The sequence below is a fragment of the Bythopirellula goksoeyrii genome (assembly GCF_008065115.1).
GTDB lineage: Bacteria > Planctomycetota > Planctomycetia > Pirellulales > Lacipirellulaceae > Bythopirellula > Bythopirellula goksoeyrii.
On sequence record NZ_CP042913.1, the window covers coordinates 3,305,952 to 3,321,255 of the forward strand.

Consider the following 15,304-nt stretch of genomic DNA (forward strand, 5'->3'; position numbering starts at 1 on the left):
CTCACAAGTCAGGAATCATAGAAATCTGACCTGCGATAATCGCCGACCACAAACTTACAACTGACTCATATCGACGATTTCCGCGCCATCCCGCGTGCCTAGAGCATTAAAGACAAGGTGATCGACGTCAAAGGTGATAAAATGACCGGACGCATCTGCATAGACTGCATTGACACCACCAGAATGTGCCGAACCAAAGAAAAGTGCGGGTATGGAGCCACCGAACCCAATACAAGTCCTGCGAAAAGCAGGATTTGAACTCCGGCAGACGCTTTGGTCGTCGTCACTAAGAGGTGGAACTCCAGTAAATCGCACTGAATCGGGATCCCAGCCGTCAGCCCAACCCTTATCGTCAGATACTCGTCCAGCTGCGTCATCCGGCGGGGCAGGCTGCTGACCTTCGTACAGGTCGGAGCGAACCAACTTCTCGCTAATGACAAGAGTATTGCTCAGGCCATCACTCACTTGGGCAGGTTTGATGGCGTTAGGGTAACCCGGGATGATCTCACCGACTGCTGGAGCATTGGCCGATGCTCCCGTGATGCGCCGATAAGGTGTGCGTACGATCACACCACCGTAGTTAATGGCAGTTTGGGGCGGTGAGGCTCCAGGTGGTAACGGTGGGCCTGCCACCGCCCAGGATCCGGGACCACCATCTCCACACCAATAGGAGCGAATGGCAAATGCCGGGTTTGGTCCATTGAAGGGCCATGCTGCTAGGGGGTCGTAAGGGCTTGATCCGCAATACAGAGTGGCAGGTTGAGCCGTGGCATAATCAGTGAGCTGAACTCTTGCAGGCCCAGTGCCTGGAGCACGACGAGAGGGACAGTTGTAAAGCGGGATGAGAGTCGACTGGAGAGCGGCCTGATTAGTAATCCCTTGGACTGCATTCTGTTCCAGATAGGGTAAGATTTGATAGAACGCTCCGAGCCCTTGTTTGTTGGGTCCATTCGGCTTGCCTGGGTTATTAAGTCCCCCAGTGGTATAATCTTCGATTTGCGGATTGGGGACATTACCCCCAGTGGGAAAAACCTTGTAGGTATCCACATGATTCTGCATGGCAATGCCCATTTGCCGGACTTGGTTGAGACAGGTAGTCCGTCTGGCCGCCTCGCGAGCCGCTTGAATTGCAGGTAACAGCAAGGCCACTAGAATTCCAATGATGGCGATCACCACCAAGAGTTCGACAAGCGTAAAGCCAGCTTTCAAGCGTGACGAGTTTGATCTCATGGTATTATCCTAGTATTGGGATAGACCTTCCGCCGGTGGCGCGCTCCATGCGGCCACCCTTAAAAACATAATCAATCAAATTTCTACGAAACGAGAATCCCTTCTCAATTGATCCGAGGTTCGAGCTACCTTCGACTCCTGCCCAAACCCACCAACAGGGTCCCCAAACTTAAGATAACCAAGGAAGTGGGCTCGGGAACCGCCTGATTCGTGGCGGCGAACATGCCCGGAGCAGGTCCATCGAGAGAGAAATCGTCGAAGAACCCCGACTGTTGACCTGTAGTTGTTACGCCATTAAGCATCTGGGCTGTAAGGCGCGCGAAAATCGTGCCAGCGGGTGCCACCGCCTGGAGAGTAGACTGGACCCAGCCATCACTGTTAGGACCACATGTAAGATCATTGGCATTGCCTCCGCAGGCAGCCTGGCGAGCCTGCTTCACGTCAATCACCGCAGAATCAATCACCACGCTGTTGATATCAAGAAAATCGACCCTGATTTCAACCGTAGTTGGAGAAGGCATTCCTTTAAACAACGCGTTGTCGCCTAACGTGTCAGGTATCGTATCTAGGCCACCTGAGAAGTTCGTTTCAAACTTGGTCCAACCAGAGAAAGTGTAGGTCCCCCCTGCGACGGCTTCGACCGTTTGAGAAATAATTCCGCTTACGGGATCCGTATTCGGCGTGGCGAAATTTGTATTACCACCAAAAAACGAACTGAGCCACACACCTGCCGTTCCTCCTGGCGTGTGATTGGAAAAGCCAAAGTTACCAGCACGGAGAATCTCCACTTTTTCGGGTGGAGTCTCGACCTGATTCCAGAAGTCGAGAGCCGTTGGAATCTCCAGATCCAGATTTCCATTTTCCAATAAGTCGGTGCCAGGGTTCGTAGCACTGTTGAGCGAGAAATCGTTAAAGAAAGCCGCCTGGGAATCTCCCATCGTGGTCGAGTTACCATTCCAAGCCATATCCAATGCTTCGGCGACCACTCTCACATTCGTTGTCCCAGCAGGAGCCACGGCGACTAAAGGAGTATGGACCACGGGAAAGCCAGGAAATGTATTTTCAGTACTAAGATCGAGGGGCGTCGCCTGACCAATGACAGACCCTCCCGAGTCAAGAAACTCCATCCTGAACTGAGTGATGGTAGGAGATGGGATTGCGCCATTGGGGCTTTCGGCATAAAGCGGGTCTACTAAGCCAGAATAGTTATCTTCAAACTCCGAAGTCCCCTGAAAAGTGTATGTCTCGCCAGCTGCACCGGGGACAGTTTGTGAGAGGATGGCGTTAGAGAAAACTCCGGCACGTTGCGCACCATAATTGCTTTGCCAATTTGCAAGATCGTCTCCATCAACATCCATATCTCCGTTAGCATCGCCTTGTTCCGGGAGGGCGGTGCCCACGAGCCCGTAGTTTCTTTGCCAGATGAAGAAATCATTGCCATCCACGTCTCCCGCTGGAGGATTGTCATTATCAAAGTTACTTTGACCGGGAGTTAGCGGGCCTCCGGCGGCGAAGGCATTTAATTGAAGCCGTCTGTCTGTGGCCCCAACAAGACCAGCCGTATTTGCTTCTGCAGCACTTCCGGTGAAATACTCTTCGAGCTGCCAGCCGGGGACTTGTCCAAATTCAGTTTGGGGCGGTTCAAAATCACCGCTGATCAAGAGCTCAACGGCCTGCGAGCGGCCTACTGGCAAAGCGACTAATGCAGAGGCAATTAAAAGTGAGACAGTAACTTTCATAGTTGGTTTTCCCTCGTGAAAAGAATTCGACTACCGCTAGTAACTAAGAGCAACTCTTGTTTCTTGTTCACACGAACAAGCATCCGAAAATGAAATCGCAGACAAGCAAACTACCATGCTTTCGGGCCTCGATTAAACAAACAGATCTCTCAGCAAAGCCCATCATTTAAATGGACTAAGCAGATCTCTTTGGCCCAAGACCTTCGCTGCCCCGGTAAGGAAGGTCCAAAAGCGTGTTCTCAACTGCTCCCTCTTAGCATCGTAGCGCCTGAATGGAATTTCGGCTAACAATTAGTCAATTATGTACAGACAACGTGATTCGCAAAATCGTGAACCCTATCTATCGCATCAATGAATAGACTTCGAAACTAACTCAGCCAGCGCCGAGTAATGTGAAAAGGTCCCTCTACGGCATATTGTAGACAAGCACTATACAAACTGCAAGCGCTTTCTTAGATTTTTTTGTACTCTTAAGAGTTTAGAAGTACTCGGTCATGGTTCTGCTTAAAGCGGGATTTCTCTCCAGCTCAATTGGTCCGAAGGATGAAAAGTAATCCGATGGAGTAAGAAACGAGGCCCAGCTAGGAATCCCCTCACAGGGTGGGCAAGTAGTTTCATCTACTTTTTTTGAAGTTTTTTCTTGCATGGTGTATCTGGACCGACTAGGATGCAATCCTGGAAGCGCTTTCATGGTTGATTGCCATGAATCGCTGTTGTTTCTTTTCGAATCGTCTAACCCAGAAGTAAAGGCGTTCTTTACTTGTTTTTTCTGAGTGAACCTCATTCGAGGGAGGGAGTTTCTAATGAAAACGATGCTAAAAATGTACGTTGTGGTGGGCCTTGTGACCTGCATGACGGGCGTAGCAAACGCCAATTTGCTGACTAACGGCGGCATGAACGACGCCACTGTTTCCTCTCAGCTACTGGCCACGCCAACCGGCTATGTGGCGACTTCTAATCATCTTAACACGAATGTGCCTCCAGATTCCGATGGACTCTCGTCGGAAACATTCGCCAATGTTGAACTAGACACAGACACTGGCGATTGTCGCGATCCAGCTAATAGTTGCGGCGTGTTTTTCAAGACCTTTCGGGGGGAAGCACCAAGCGAAGGAACATTCACACTTGAGGCCAGCTTGCATCAGGACACTCCCGCGACACCGGGTCTAACGTACACTCTACTGGGTTGGATCGCTGCGGGTCCAGGTTACTCTGGCGAAGACGACAGCAATGGTACTGTCACGGAGTTCGGCATCGAGTTTCTTGATGGTAGTGGAGGCGTTCTTGGTGGCGATATCCTCAGCCTGACCGCTGCTGATCTCCAACAAGACACCGCATTCAATCGTGATTACGCGCGCTATATGGCCACCGGAGTTGCACCATCTGGAGCAGTAAGTGTGCGGTCTCGTATGTCCATCAGCAATGCCTGGAACGTTGTCGGGGCAGGTGATGCAGCGTTAGTTACAGATCTATGGACTCTGAGTGTTCCGGAGCCTACCAGTCTTATGCTGATTGGCGTGGGCCTTGTTGGACTCTTAGGAGTGCGTCGTCGCTAGAATTTAGCAACTTGTAACTCAAGCTTTATGTTTAACCGCACCCGCCCGATTGCAATTTGCAAACGGGCGGGTATGCAACCCCACTGCAAGTCAGCAAGTGCTTACATGGCGATTTTTGCCCGCCAGTATAGAGGTGATTTTTTTCTTGGAGACTTTATTTTACCTGATAGCGTGGATTCGCTTGATCGGACGAATTGCGAGCAGAAATCAGAGATTTGATCGATTAAAACCTTGCAAAACGCCCAAAGGCTTGTTCATTTGCCGGAATGGGAGCGATTTTGCAGACAAATTCAGTTTTTACGCATCCCACTTTTCCAGACAGTCTGTTATGATCACGTTGTTCTATCCTATTTTTTCTTGAGTTAGCCTCAATTGAGGGAGAGGGTGTTCCTAATGAAACTAATCTTATTCAGAGGTTCTTCTTTTTTGGCCATCGCTGTGATGGCAACGCTCGCGCACGCAGCCCATCTATGTGGGCAACTTGGCCAGGAGTGTCTTGTCGATGGCAGCTTCACTACGGCAACTGCAGGAGGCCAGACCAGCAATAGCCCTTGGGTGCTTACCATCAACAAGCCTGACGGAGTTGGAACTTCCGCTCAATTTCAGGGTGGGTTTGCCAATGCTGAAAATGGTTCTGGAGGTGCTGGAGACGGTGGCAATGGAGTTTGGTTTAAGTCTTTCGAAGGTCAGCAGAGTGGGAATACTGCTGAGCCGAAAGCCTTTGCCATTGTCGTACAAACAGCTGTTGTACCAACCGCAGGCGATTACTTACTTAGCTTTGTAGCCGGGCGCGAGGCCAATTTTATGGCAAGCAATTTTTTCACGTCACTGGGCTCCAGTGGAACTGGCGGTTCGACCTCCGTTGATTTGTTGACTGCCCCGATGATATTGGGAAACATTGGAGGTGGAGCTTCTCCGGCGCTGGGAGGGAATCCCTTCTCCCTCAAGCTGACAGGTGTTTCTGCAGGCGACACAATCTCCGTTGTAGGTGGAATGGTCAACGGCATGGACTCAACCATTCCCGGTGGACAATCCGCTTTCCTGGACAAGTTCAGTCTGACTCGCGTTCCCGAACCAACCAGCTTGGCATTAGTCGGCATGAGTCTCGTTGGTCTCTTGAACATGCGTCGTCGTTAGATCCCACTACCAACTGAGTTTGCTTAATACCCACCCGCCCGATTGCCCTTCGCAGTCGGGCGGGTGTTTTTTTGCTCCTCGTACCCACATTCGCGCGTGGTACAAAATCCCTTAGGCGGAGTAGCGGGACAAATCTGAAGGCCGGAACGAGCGGTAACGCTGATAAGTAAGGCGGATGCATCGGATTACGTGGTTGCCACAGCTCGCAAAACTTATGTGATACTGGTTGTAGCTGCATTTATAGCAAGTTATCATGAAAAACACTTGCTGCTGCTTTGCTAGCTCTCAGGGATCATTTGCAAAACGGTCAGCCGGGCTGTTTGAGTTTCTTTTCGCCTCTCTGTTCTACCTTTTCAAGGGAGTCTTGCCATGTCTACTGACGAATTCATGAAACAGCAGTATCTTACTTTACGCACGGAAATCAGTGAATCGAAATCCCGGATTTTCTGGCTTGTCATCATTGGCGTGGCCCTCGTGCTGGTATCAGGTTTTTTGGCAGCGGAGTACCCCACGGCATTTGCCAATGCCGCGATTCCCTTTTTGCTGTTGGGGCTAATGATGTCCTTCATTGCCGAGGACAACAACATTTCGCGTGCTGGACGGTATCTGCGTGAACAGGTCGAGCCCCAGATCAAAGACATCACTTGCTGGGAACATTGGCTGGAAGGTCATCCCGAATTTCGCGAAGTGGATCATTCGTTTGTCATCGGATTCAGCGTGCTGTTTTTTTGTTTCTTTGCGATTTCGACGTCTCTGACTCTGGTCTACTTGGACCGGCAGATGTACTCGATGCTGACAGTTGTCGGTGCGGGGGTTGCTTATGTTCTGGCCGCTTTTTGTGTGTTGGTAGTTTTTGTCCGCCACCTTCGAGCTGGAAATCCCAAGCAGGTTTTTCCAGACGGATCCCAGTCGACTGAAGCACTGGTGGGGTGATTTTTTTAGAGGGTCTGGGGATGGGGGCCTGGGAGCTGGGGGAAAGCATTGCAGCTAACTACTAACCGCTTTTTCCAACAATCCGGTCGCTATCGAGATGAGGCTAACAAGGCAATCTGCCCATTGGTGTGGATTACTTCCCGATACCACCTTGCTGAATCTTTGGCGATCCGCTGTTGGGTCGCAAAATCAACATGCACCAAGCCAAACCGTTTCCCGTAACCATCGGCCCATTCGAAATTATCCAACAAGGACCAGAGGAAGTAGCCGCGCACATCAACCCCGTCGCAGATCGCACGGTGGAGTTCTCCTAGGTACCGGGCGAGATAATCAATCCGTTGGGGGTCATGGACTTCCCCATCGAGGGCTACCCAATCGATGTTGGCCATGCCGTTCTCTGTGATGTAAATCGGCGTTTTGTATCGCTCCCAATGGTAGCGGGGGCCCCAGTAGAGCGAATCTTCGCACACCGGCCAGTCAAACGCAGTTCTCGCAGCTCCCGGCGGATCCGGCAACTCCTCGTACGCACTAGCGCCGGTGCTCTTGACGTACGTGCCCGTGTAGATATTCAGCCCCAAGAAGTCGAGCGGAGCGGCGATCGTCTCCATTTCCTGCGGCGTGGTCGTCGGGACAGCTGAGCCGAATTCGCGAAGGCCCGCTTCGGGGTAGGAACCCAAAAAGACGGGATCATTAAACCAAGTGTTACTCCACAGATTGTCAGGCGTGCCGCTCATGGCCAGGTTTGCGGCTTCAACATCGGCAGCGCTCTGGGTGGCGGGCATCATGGCAATCCCCACTGGAGCCCAGCCCACCTGTGGAGGCTTTTGAGCCACAGAGCGAATCGCGGCTACGGCCAAGCCATGTGCCAGCAACACGTGATGGCTGGCCAGCAACCGCTCCTCAAGTGACAACTGAAGCCCCGGCGCATTGATGGCATCCACCAGCCCATACCGCAAGAACACTTGGGGTTCGTTTATCGTGAACCAATGCTGCACGCGGTCGGAAAGCCGCTCGACCACAACGCGGACGTAGTCGGCGAACCAGCGAGGGCTCTGGGGGTTGAGCCAGCCTCCTTGGTCTTCGAGCGCCTGAGGATAATCCCAATGAAACAAGGTTACCCATGGCTGGATTTGTCGTTCCATCAAGGCGTCGATGAGGGCATCATAGAAATCAAGTCCCCGTTCGTTGATATCCCCGTTGCCGGTGGGCAATATGCGAGGCCAGGAGATAGAAAGTCGATAATTGGGGATTCCTAACTCACGCATCAGGTCGCAATCCTCTCGATAGCGACGGTGATGGTCGCATGCGACTTGGCCTGTATCGCCGTTACGCACCTTTCCCTCGGCAGAGAACTGATCCCATACGCTCGGTCCTTTGCCATCGATATCGGCGGCTCCTTCGATCTGGTAGGCCGACGTGGCGACTCCCCAGGTAAAATCGGCAGGAAATACGCGAGGCTGTTCGACCATAAGGATTTGTTACCCTTTGAGTTCACGGAAAACTATGAGAGACTTGTAAGTGACCTACAAACTGACAATTGCGACTTCTTTTTCTTCAGAGATCTGTAATGTTGAATTTATATGCGAGTCTGTTTCTCTTGTGCTGTTTAGCGCTGTCTACGTCTCTAGCGAAAGCAGAAGAGGCCGTGCGGGTGATGACGTTTAATATTCGCTATGGCACGGCACCGGATGGTGATGACTGCTGGCCTCATCGTAAGAATCTTGTACTTGAAGTGATTAGCGATTTTGAGCCACATCTCTTAGGTTTGCAAGAAGCACTGCGCGGGCAACTGGATGAAATCGCTGTAGCGTTTCCTCAGTATGTCGCAATAGGTGTCGGCCGAGAAGCCGATGGGAACGGCGAATACTCTTCAATCTTGTATGACCGCAGGCGGTTTGACCTGCTGGAGGGGGAGACTTTTTGGCTGTCGGATACTCCCAACAAGCGAGGTTCGCACAACTGGGGCAATGAACTTCCCAGAATCTGCACCTGGGCGCGTTTGGTCGATCGTACGACCGGGAAGATACTGCATGTATTGAACACCCATTGGGATCATCAATCTCAATCAGCCCGTGTTGGCAGCGGTCGGTTGATTGCCGAGTACATCGCCAAGCTACCGCCCGAGGAACCGGTCATCTTGATGGGAGACTTCAATGTTGGCCCGGCAAACGAAGCCCGGCAGCCGTTCGCTGTGCTGGGTCTCAGAGAGTCATATCTTGTATTGCACCCTGAGGGTCAAAATATAGGCACCTTCAATGGTTTCCAGGGGACCACCTCGGGCGAGAAAATCGACGCTGTTTTCGTAAACGATCGCTGGGAGGTGTTGGAGGCAGACATCGTTCGTACCCAACGCGATGGTCGCTATCCGTCGGATCATTTCCCCGTCACGGCTACGCTTGAAGTCAAGTGATGAGCAACAACCAACCACTAGCCACTTATTCTTCGTCGTTCTTTTAGCTCTTCCTTGATTTCGTAACAGCGTTCTTCTGTGAGTGAATAGCGCAAAGTGAGCCAGATCGAGACGATGCTCAGCAGCAGTGGCAGACCGATCTCGACCAGTCGTAGGCGGAACAATGTCAGCGGGGCCTGTTTCTTGAGCAGTGCTGCGACAGCGAGCATTTCACTGGTTTGGCTTGCCAACTCTGCAGGGTTTGTAACTAATTCGTCCGCTTGCGCTTCGAGCGCGGCCGCAAGTTCAGCAGTTTTTTCCAGATTCAGTTTGAGTTGCCCGGTATTGTCGGCCTGGCTTGGAAGATCATTGATTCTTTTTTCAAAGTGATCCTTGAGCTTGGTGATATCTTTTTGAACGGTTGCAATATGTTTGTTGACGGCCGCAAGGCGTTCCGATGGGGGAACGGTAGATTTTTCCCACTCTTCGATATCTGCGTTGAGGACTTCTATGCTTCCGCGTAGGGAATTTGCTGAAACATTTTGCTGTTCATCGAAACTAGTAAACACTAAGAGTACGCCCGTGACAAAACTGGCAAACGCAGTTCCCATCTTAATGAACCACCAATAGACGCTGTAGTAGCTTCCCTCTGACCGCGTGCCGGTACGCAACTCGTCCTCATCGCAAATGTCACCCACCATGGACGAACCCAGGGTGAAGAACATCAACATTCCTGCCGAAAGCAACACAGTCGGAATGAGTACCAGGTAGGGAAGCTCGGGGTTGTAACAGACGATCTTCGTAATCTGTGCGGTGCACATCAGTAAGATTGCGATCAGCAAGGTCTTGTTTTTTCCCAGCCGTCGGCTGATCCAATTCAGCGGAAATACAGCGATGAGTCCGGTAACGGCCCAAGCGGTGCCGCCCCAGCCAAGTAGAGTGCCCGCGGCAACCTCATTGCCACCATAGAGATAAAAGATAGTGATGTAATAGTTGAACAGCGCGACGAAGTTGAATCCCATTGCCAAGGTGAAGATGATCACCACTAGGCTGAGAAACGTCTTGTTGCTCATGGTCGTTTGCATACTTTTCCAGAAGCCTGTTTTCTGCTGTTCTTTGACAGCCGAGAACGCTGGTTCGCGGAGAGAAAAGAACCACCACCAAGCCATGGGGGCTAGAATGGCGGCGATCAGGAGCGAAACATAGCGCATGCCATCGGCCACGTCTCCCCCAGGCCCGCGAAAGAAATCCATCCCCGCCAGCGCAATCAGCCAGGGAGTGCCCATGGCAAATAAGTTCCCCAGGAAGCTTTTAGCGCTGAACAAGCGCGTCCGCTCGTGGTAGTCGGGTGACATTTCCATGCCTAGGGCACCGTGTGGAATCTCAAAAACCGTGCAGGAAGTGAAGAAAACTAGAAGTCCCGCCAGTATGAAGCTGAGTTGGAACCAGTTGTATGCTGTATCACTTACAAAAATCGTCCGAATCCATTCGCCGCGAGGCACCCACCACATGGCGACAAAGCTAACGGCCACGGCCAGTGTGCCGATCAGGATGTAAGGGCGCCGGCGACCCCAGCGAGTGCGGGTGTTGTCGGAGAGGTGCCCAATGATGGGGTCCGAGACCGCGTCCCACAGCCGGGGAATAATCATGATGGTACCGAGCCAAAACGCACTGAGCCCCAGCGAGATATTGCCTAGCAGCCCCATGAGCTGCCCAGCGATATTGAACAGGGCAATCGGGATCACACCACCCATGCCGTAGGCAATCAATTGATTCCAGGGGACGCGATCTTCTACTGGAATGAATTGCCGCTGGTTAGATGACATGATGTGTCAAGTCTCAACGAAGAGACGCTTCCTGGCTCGATCCGCAGGATTCACGGATGACAAGATTCGAGTGAAGAGTTATCTTCACTGGAGCACGTTCAGGTTCTTTCAATCGCTGGCAGAGTAACTCGACTGCCTGGGCCCCCATGCTGGACATTGGGACGTGAACCGTGGTAAGCCTTGGCCTGGTCATGATGGCGATTCGTGTGTCGTCGAAACCAACCACGCGAATTTGTTCCGGAACGGAGATTCCTTTTTCGATAGCGGCATCAATAATGCCCGCCGCCATTTCATCGTTGGCTGCAAAAATGAAGGCATCCGAGGAAGCCCAGCTTTTGACCTTCTCAATGCCAAGCTCGAAAGCTTTTTCGTAACTAAAATCTAGATGATAAATGTCATTGGCGTCGACAGGTAAGGAGGCCTGACTCATCGTATCACGATAGGCAGCAAGTCGATCAATCGTATCGATGTTGGTTTTGGTACCTCCTACAAAGATGATGTGTTTTGCCTGTCGATCCTCGATCAAATGCAGCATCATCTCTTCGGCTCCATGTCTCTGATCGATTACGACACTATCATGCTTCACTCGATCAACCTGGCCATCGAGCACCACAAAGGGAATCGTGACTCCTGAGAGAGTTTTCTTGGCCTTGGAGTCGATCTCTGAGACCATCACAACGATTCCGTCAACTAAGCCATGGCTGGAGACAGCGGAAAGTACAGCGTGGCCATCGTTCTTTCCTCCTACCGATGAAACCATCAGTTGATAACCTAAATCGTGAGCCTTCGCGTTCGCACCTCGTATGATTTCCGAGTAGAATTCGCCGTGAAGATCAGGCAAGACCAAACCTAGAATGTTGCTCTGCTGAAGCATGAGCCCGCGAGCAAATACATTGGGCCGGTAATTGAGTTCTAGTATTGCCCCTTCGACTCGCTTGCGAGTCTTGTCGTTGACGATATTGCGACGGTTGAGTACCCGAGAAACGGTGCTGATCGATACGTTTGCCTTCCGAGCAACATCTTCAATCGAAGCAGGCATATAGTTCTCCGCTTAGCTACGCTGGAATCCCTTTTTCGAGCCATCGTAATTGACAGCGCTTTCAATCAATCATATTCTGCGATATAAGCCGTTGTCAACAATTGATGATGGCCATGAGTGACGGTTTTTTCAATTATTCGGTTTGCCGAGAAGTTGGAAGGATCGTCGCTTGCTCCTCCGTATATTCTCACTCGAACTCCTGGGGAACCTCATGCGAATTATCCAGTCATTCTGTGGCATAGCCTCGCGATTTTTTTGGATGGGCATGATGCTCGTTGCTTCAACTGTCAGTGGCGAACAAGATGTGTTGCGCTCCTCGGATACCACCAAGGCCATCTCCCAAGCTTTCAGCTCGGAAGATGAAGCCCTGCTTGATGAGATTCAAGAAGGCTGTTTTCGTTTTCTTTGGAAGGAAGTCGGTAGCCCCGTCCCACTCGTAAAGGACCGCCTCACGAACGACCGGGTTTCCAGTCTGGCTGGAGTCGGATTTCAACTCTCAGCGATTCCCATTGGCGTCGAGCGCGGTTGGATTACTCGCCAGGAGGGGCACGATCGGGCGCTGGCGATTTTGCAAGGAATCATTCCTCGCACAGACAACAAAAAATTCGGCATCTATCTGCACTATGTCGACTTAAACGAGGGAGGGATGCATCAAGACAAGGGTCTGCAAGTGCAGGCTAGCACTATCGATCACGCCCTGCTTCAGGCAGGCGCAATGACGGCGGCCAGTTATTTTGATGGGGAAGTCGCCGGTTTGGTAGACAAGATGGTGGCCGATGCGAATTGGAAGATCTACCAGACGCAGCCCGAGGGATTTGTATCCTTCGGTTGGCGACCCGACGACGAGGGGCATGACCTGGATAAGCCCGGCGATTTTCGACCCTGGAATTGGCACGATGCCAGCGCTGAAGAGCAGATTGTAACTTTCCTGGCGGTTGGAACTCCCGTTGCGGATCATACCGTACCTCCTGAAGTTTACTATCGACTGCACCGAGTGCTGAAGCAGCACAAAGACATGGCCCCCTACGCAGTTTCCTGGGGGGGCCCTGCTTTCACCTATTTTTTCAATCATTGCTGGATTGATTACCGCTCGTTGCGAGCAGATAGTCCGAGCGATTTTGGAGTCGATCAGCCCAGCATCGATTGGTTCGAGAATTCAAGCCGTGCGATGCTCACCCATCGGCAGCGTTGTATCGAGAAGTCGGATGAGTTCAAGACGATGGGCCCCAATTCCTGGGGGCTTAGTCCGGCAGCTGACGTGAATCCCGATGGAACCATGGGCTACATCGTGCAGTCGGTGCGACCCAACCTGGAGGAGAAGGATAATTTCTGTGGCGGAACAGTTACCCCTTATGCTGCTGGATCGGCGATCATGTTTGTTCCAGAGCTATCTGTCAAAGCGCTGCGTCATTTCCGTAATTTGAAAGATGAAGAAGGAAACTATGTGGTTTGGCGGGAATTCTCCAAGGGAGGATACGGCTTGCTCGACAGCTTTAATTTGGATCGCAATGAACAGCAAGGAACGCCTGACTACATCAGCATCGACGAAGGGCCCATGCTTTTGGCAATTGAGAACGCCCGCACGGGACTTGTATGGAAATTGTTTATGCAGCATCCGTCCGCACAACTCGCAATCGAACGGCTACGACTGAAGAAACTTGCAGAATGAAACGAATTTGATCATTCTTCACTCTTGAGTCGGAGGATCGTCGCTTGTGACTTCGAGTTCCACTCGCAAGTCTTGCAGCTTGGCCAGCATCTTCGCTTGCACTTCGGCGTATTCGACATCGCCATAGACGGAGTGCATCTCGTGCGGATCAGCAACCAAATCGAAAAGCTCCCACTCACCGAGCTTGTAGAAGTGAATGAGTTTGTAGCGGCCGTCCGTCACGCCATAATGTTCGCTGACATTGTGGCCGCCTCCTTCGTAGTAGTGATAATAAAACGAATCACGCCAATCCTTTGGTGGAGTACCACGGAGCAAGGGCTCCAAGCTCGCCCCTTGCATTTCAGCAGGTATATCGACATTCGCAATGTCCAGAAAAGTTTCGGCAAAATCGAGATTAGAGACGATTCTTTCTTCTATGCTGCCGGGCTCAGTAACTCCCGGCCAACGCACCAGTAGTGGCGCTCTCAGAGACTCTTCATACATGAACCGCTTGTCGAACCATCCATGCTCTCCCAAAAAGAACCCCTGGTCCGAACTATAAATTACTACGGTGTTTTCGGCCAACCCCGCTTCTTCTAGATAGTCGAGCACTTGTCCTACGCTGTCGTCGACCGATGAAACGCAACTTAGATAGTCCTGGAGAAACCGTTGATATTTCCAACGCACGAGGTCCTTTCCACTAAGTTTCCCTTCGTAGTACTTCTCGTTCTTTTGCAGATACGCTTCCTTCCAAGTCGTGAGTTGGTCGTGAGTCATCTTGCCATAAAACCAATCGCGGGCTCGGGAGTTGTTAGGATCGTTAAGCTCCGGTTGATCCCACGCCTTGATATCGGGACCGTGAATGCTCATATGCTTGTCATTGGCGATACGCATCTCCGCCTGTGCGGCTGCCGATGCACGGTTTTCATAGTTATCGAACAGGTTCTCTGGTTCTGGGTAGACCTGATTCATGTTGTCAGTAACTCGATCTGGGGCAGGATCCCAAGGTCGATGCGGGGCTTTGTGCTGCATCATCAACAAGAAGGGGCGATCGGGATCTCGGCCATGCTCCAACCAGGCCAGCGTCTGATCCGTGAGCAACTCGGTAGTGTATCCCAAATACTGCACTTGACCCCAAGGAGTGATGAACTTGGGTTGGTAGTAGAAGCCTTGGTGTTCCAGGATATGCCAGTAGTCGAATCCCGTAGGCTTACTTTGCCGCCCAAGATGCCATTTGCCGATTAGGGCCGTTTGATATCCAGCTTGTTGCAACAGCTTCGGAAACGTCTGCTGGGTTCCGTCAAACTCCTGGTCATTATGGTAGTAGCCGTTCTTATGGCTGTACTTACCAGTGAGAATACATGCTCGGCTCGGACCGCAAATCGAATTGGTGACATAGCAACGGTTAAACTTCATGCCTTCGTTAGCAAGTCGATCCAAATTCGGAGTCTCGATCAAGCCATCATCGTATGCCGAGAGCGCCTTGGTTGCGTGGTCATCGGTAAAGACAAATAGAATGTTGGGTCGCTCATCCGCAAGAGCAACCGAATGAAAACCCACTAACACAATCAATTGCAATAGATTGAGTGAAACAACGAAGATTCTTGCCATACGTAGAGTTCCTAGTTGTCTAAGAACGTGTTTTGAAATTCAGTAGTTCCCAATACGCGAGATTTCTAAAGGTGAACGCAAGGTCCCTCAGGACAATGGTTTTTGTCAAATCAAATCATTCTCCAAGGAGGGAGCCATGCGTTCACAACAGGATTATATCGTTACCAAGAATGAAGTACACGGCTATGCCAACGAT

Annotated in this window: 11 protein-coding genes; 5 read left to right on the forward strand and 6 right to left on the reverse strand. The window is 51.4% G+C overall.

Annotated elements, in window-relative coordinates; all coding sequences use genetic code 11:
- Positions 1-54: 54 nt before the first annotated feature.
- On the reverse strand, positions 55-1,230 hold the full coding sequence (locus tag Pr1d_RS13135) for a DUF1559 family PulG-like putative transporter (RefSeq protein WP_148073958.1): 1,176 nt from the start codon (positions 1,228-1,230) through the stop codon (positions 55-57).
- 125 nt (positions 1,231-1,355) lie between these two features.
- Positions 1,356-2,969 (reverse strand): PEP-CTERM sorting domain-containing protein, encoded by a 1,614-nt coding sequence (locus Pr1d_RS13140; protein ID WP_148073959.1) that lies wholly within the window; start codon positions 2,967-2,969, stop codon positions 1,356-1,358.
- An 803-nt stretch (positions 2,970-3,772) separates the two neighbouring features.
- Between Pr1d_RS13140 and Pr1d_RS13145 the strand changes: the two genes are divergently transcribed.
- The 3 genes from Pr1d_RS13145 to Pr1d_RS13155 all read left to right on the forward strand — a co-directional run bounded on the left by Pr1d_RS13145 (position 3,773) and on the right by Pr1d_RS13155 (position 6,595).
- Complete coding sequence (locus tag Pr1d_RS13145) at positions 3,773-4,525, forward strand: PEP-CTERM sorting domain-containing protein (protein ID WP_148073960.1); 753 nt, start codon at positions 3,773-3,775, stop codon at positions 4,523-4,525.
- A gap of 393 nt (positions 4,526-4,918) precedes the next feature.
- A complete protein-coding gene (locus Pr1d_RS13150) occupies positions 4,919-5,662 on the forward strand; it encodes a PEP-CTERM sorting domain-containing protein (protein ID WP_148073961.1) in 744 nt (247 codons plus the stop codon).
- Between the two features lie 369 nt (positions 5,663-6,031).
- The gene (locus Pr1d_RS13155; RefSeq protein ID WP_148073962.1) at positions 6,032-6,595 is read left to right on the forward strand and encodes a hypothetical protein; all 564 of its coding nucleotides are present in this window, start codon (positions 6,032-6,034) and stop codon (positions 6,593-6,595) included.
- An 89-nt stretch (positions 6,596-6,684) separates the two neighbouring features.
- Here Pr1d_RS13155 and Pr1d_RS13160 read toward each other — a convergent pair whose 3' ends face one another.
- Positions 6,685-8,064 carry a GH1 family beta-glucosidase gene (locus tag Pr1d_RS13160; protein ID WP_148073963.1) on the reverse strand — a complete coding sequence of 460 codons (1,380 nt, stop codon included), beginning with the start codon at positions 8,062-8,064 and terminating at the stop codon, positions 6,685-6,687.
- Between the two features lie 98 nt (positions 8,065-8,162).
- Between Pr1d_RS13160 and Pr1d_RS13165 the strand changes: the two genes are divergently transcribed.
- Positions 8,163-9,005, forward strand: coding sequence for an endonuclease/exonuclease/phosphatase family protein (locus Pr1d_RS13165; protein ID WP_148073964.1), 843 nt, complete (start codon positions 8,163-8,165; stop codon positions 9,003-9,005).
- A 17-nt stretch (positions 9,006-9,022) separates the two neighbouring features.
- On the opposite strand, the gene Pr1d_RS13170 is transcribed toward Pr1d_RS13165, so the two are convergent.
- Positions 9,023-10,810 (reverse strand): MFS transporter, encoded by a 1,788-nt coding sequence (locus tag Pr1d_RS13170; protein ID WP_148073965.1) that lies wholly within the window; start codon positions 10,808-10,810, stop codon positions 9,023-9,025.
- A 13-nt stretch (positions 10,811-10,823) separates the two neighbouring features.
- Entirely contained in the window at positions 10,824-11,849 is a 1,026-nt protein-coding gene (locus Pr1d_RS13175) for a LacI family DNA-binding transcriptional regulator (protein WP_148073966.1), read from the reverse strand.
- Between the two features lie 169 nt (positions 11,850-12,018).
- On the opposite strand from Pr1d_RS13175, the gene Pr1d_RS13180 reads away from it, so the two are divergent.
- A complete protein-coding gene (locus Pr1d_RS13180) occupies positions 12,019-13,518 on the forward strand; it encodes a glucoamylase family protein (RefSeq protein WP_148073967.1) in 1,500 nt (499 codons plus the stop codon).
- Positions 13,519-13,536: 18 nt separating this feature from the next.
- Here Pr1d_RS13180 and Pr1d_RS13185 read toward each other — a convergent pair whose 3' ends face one another.
- Positions 13,537-15,108: a sulfatase family protein gene (locus tag Pr1d_RS13185; protein ID WP_148073968.1), complete on the reverse strand. Its 1,572-nt coding sequence runs from the start codon at positions 15,106-15,108 to the stop codon at positions 13,537-13,539.
- Between the last annotated feature and the right edge of the window lie 196 nt (positions 15,109-15,304).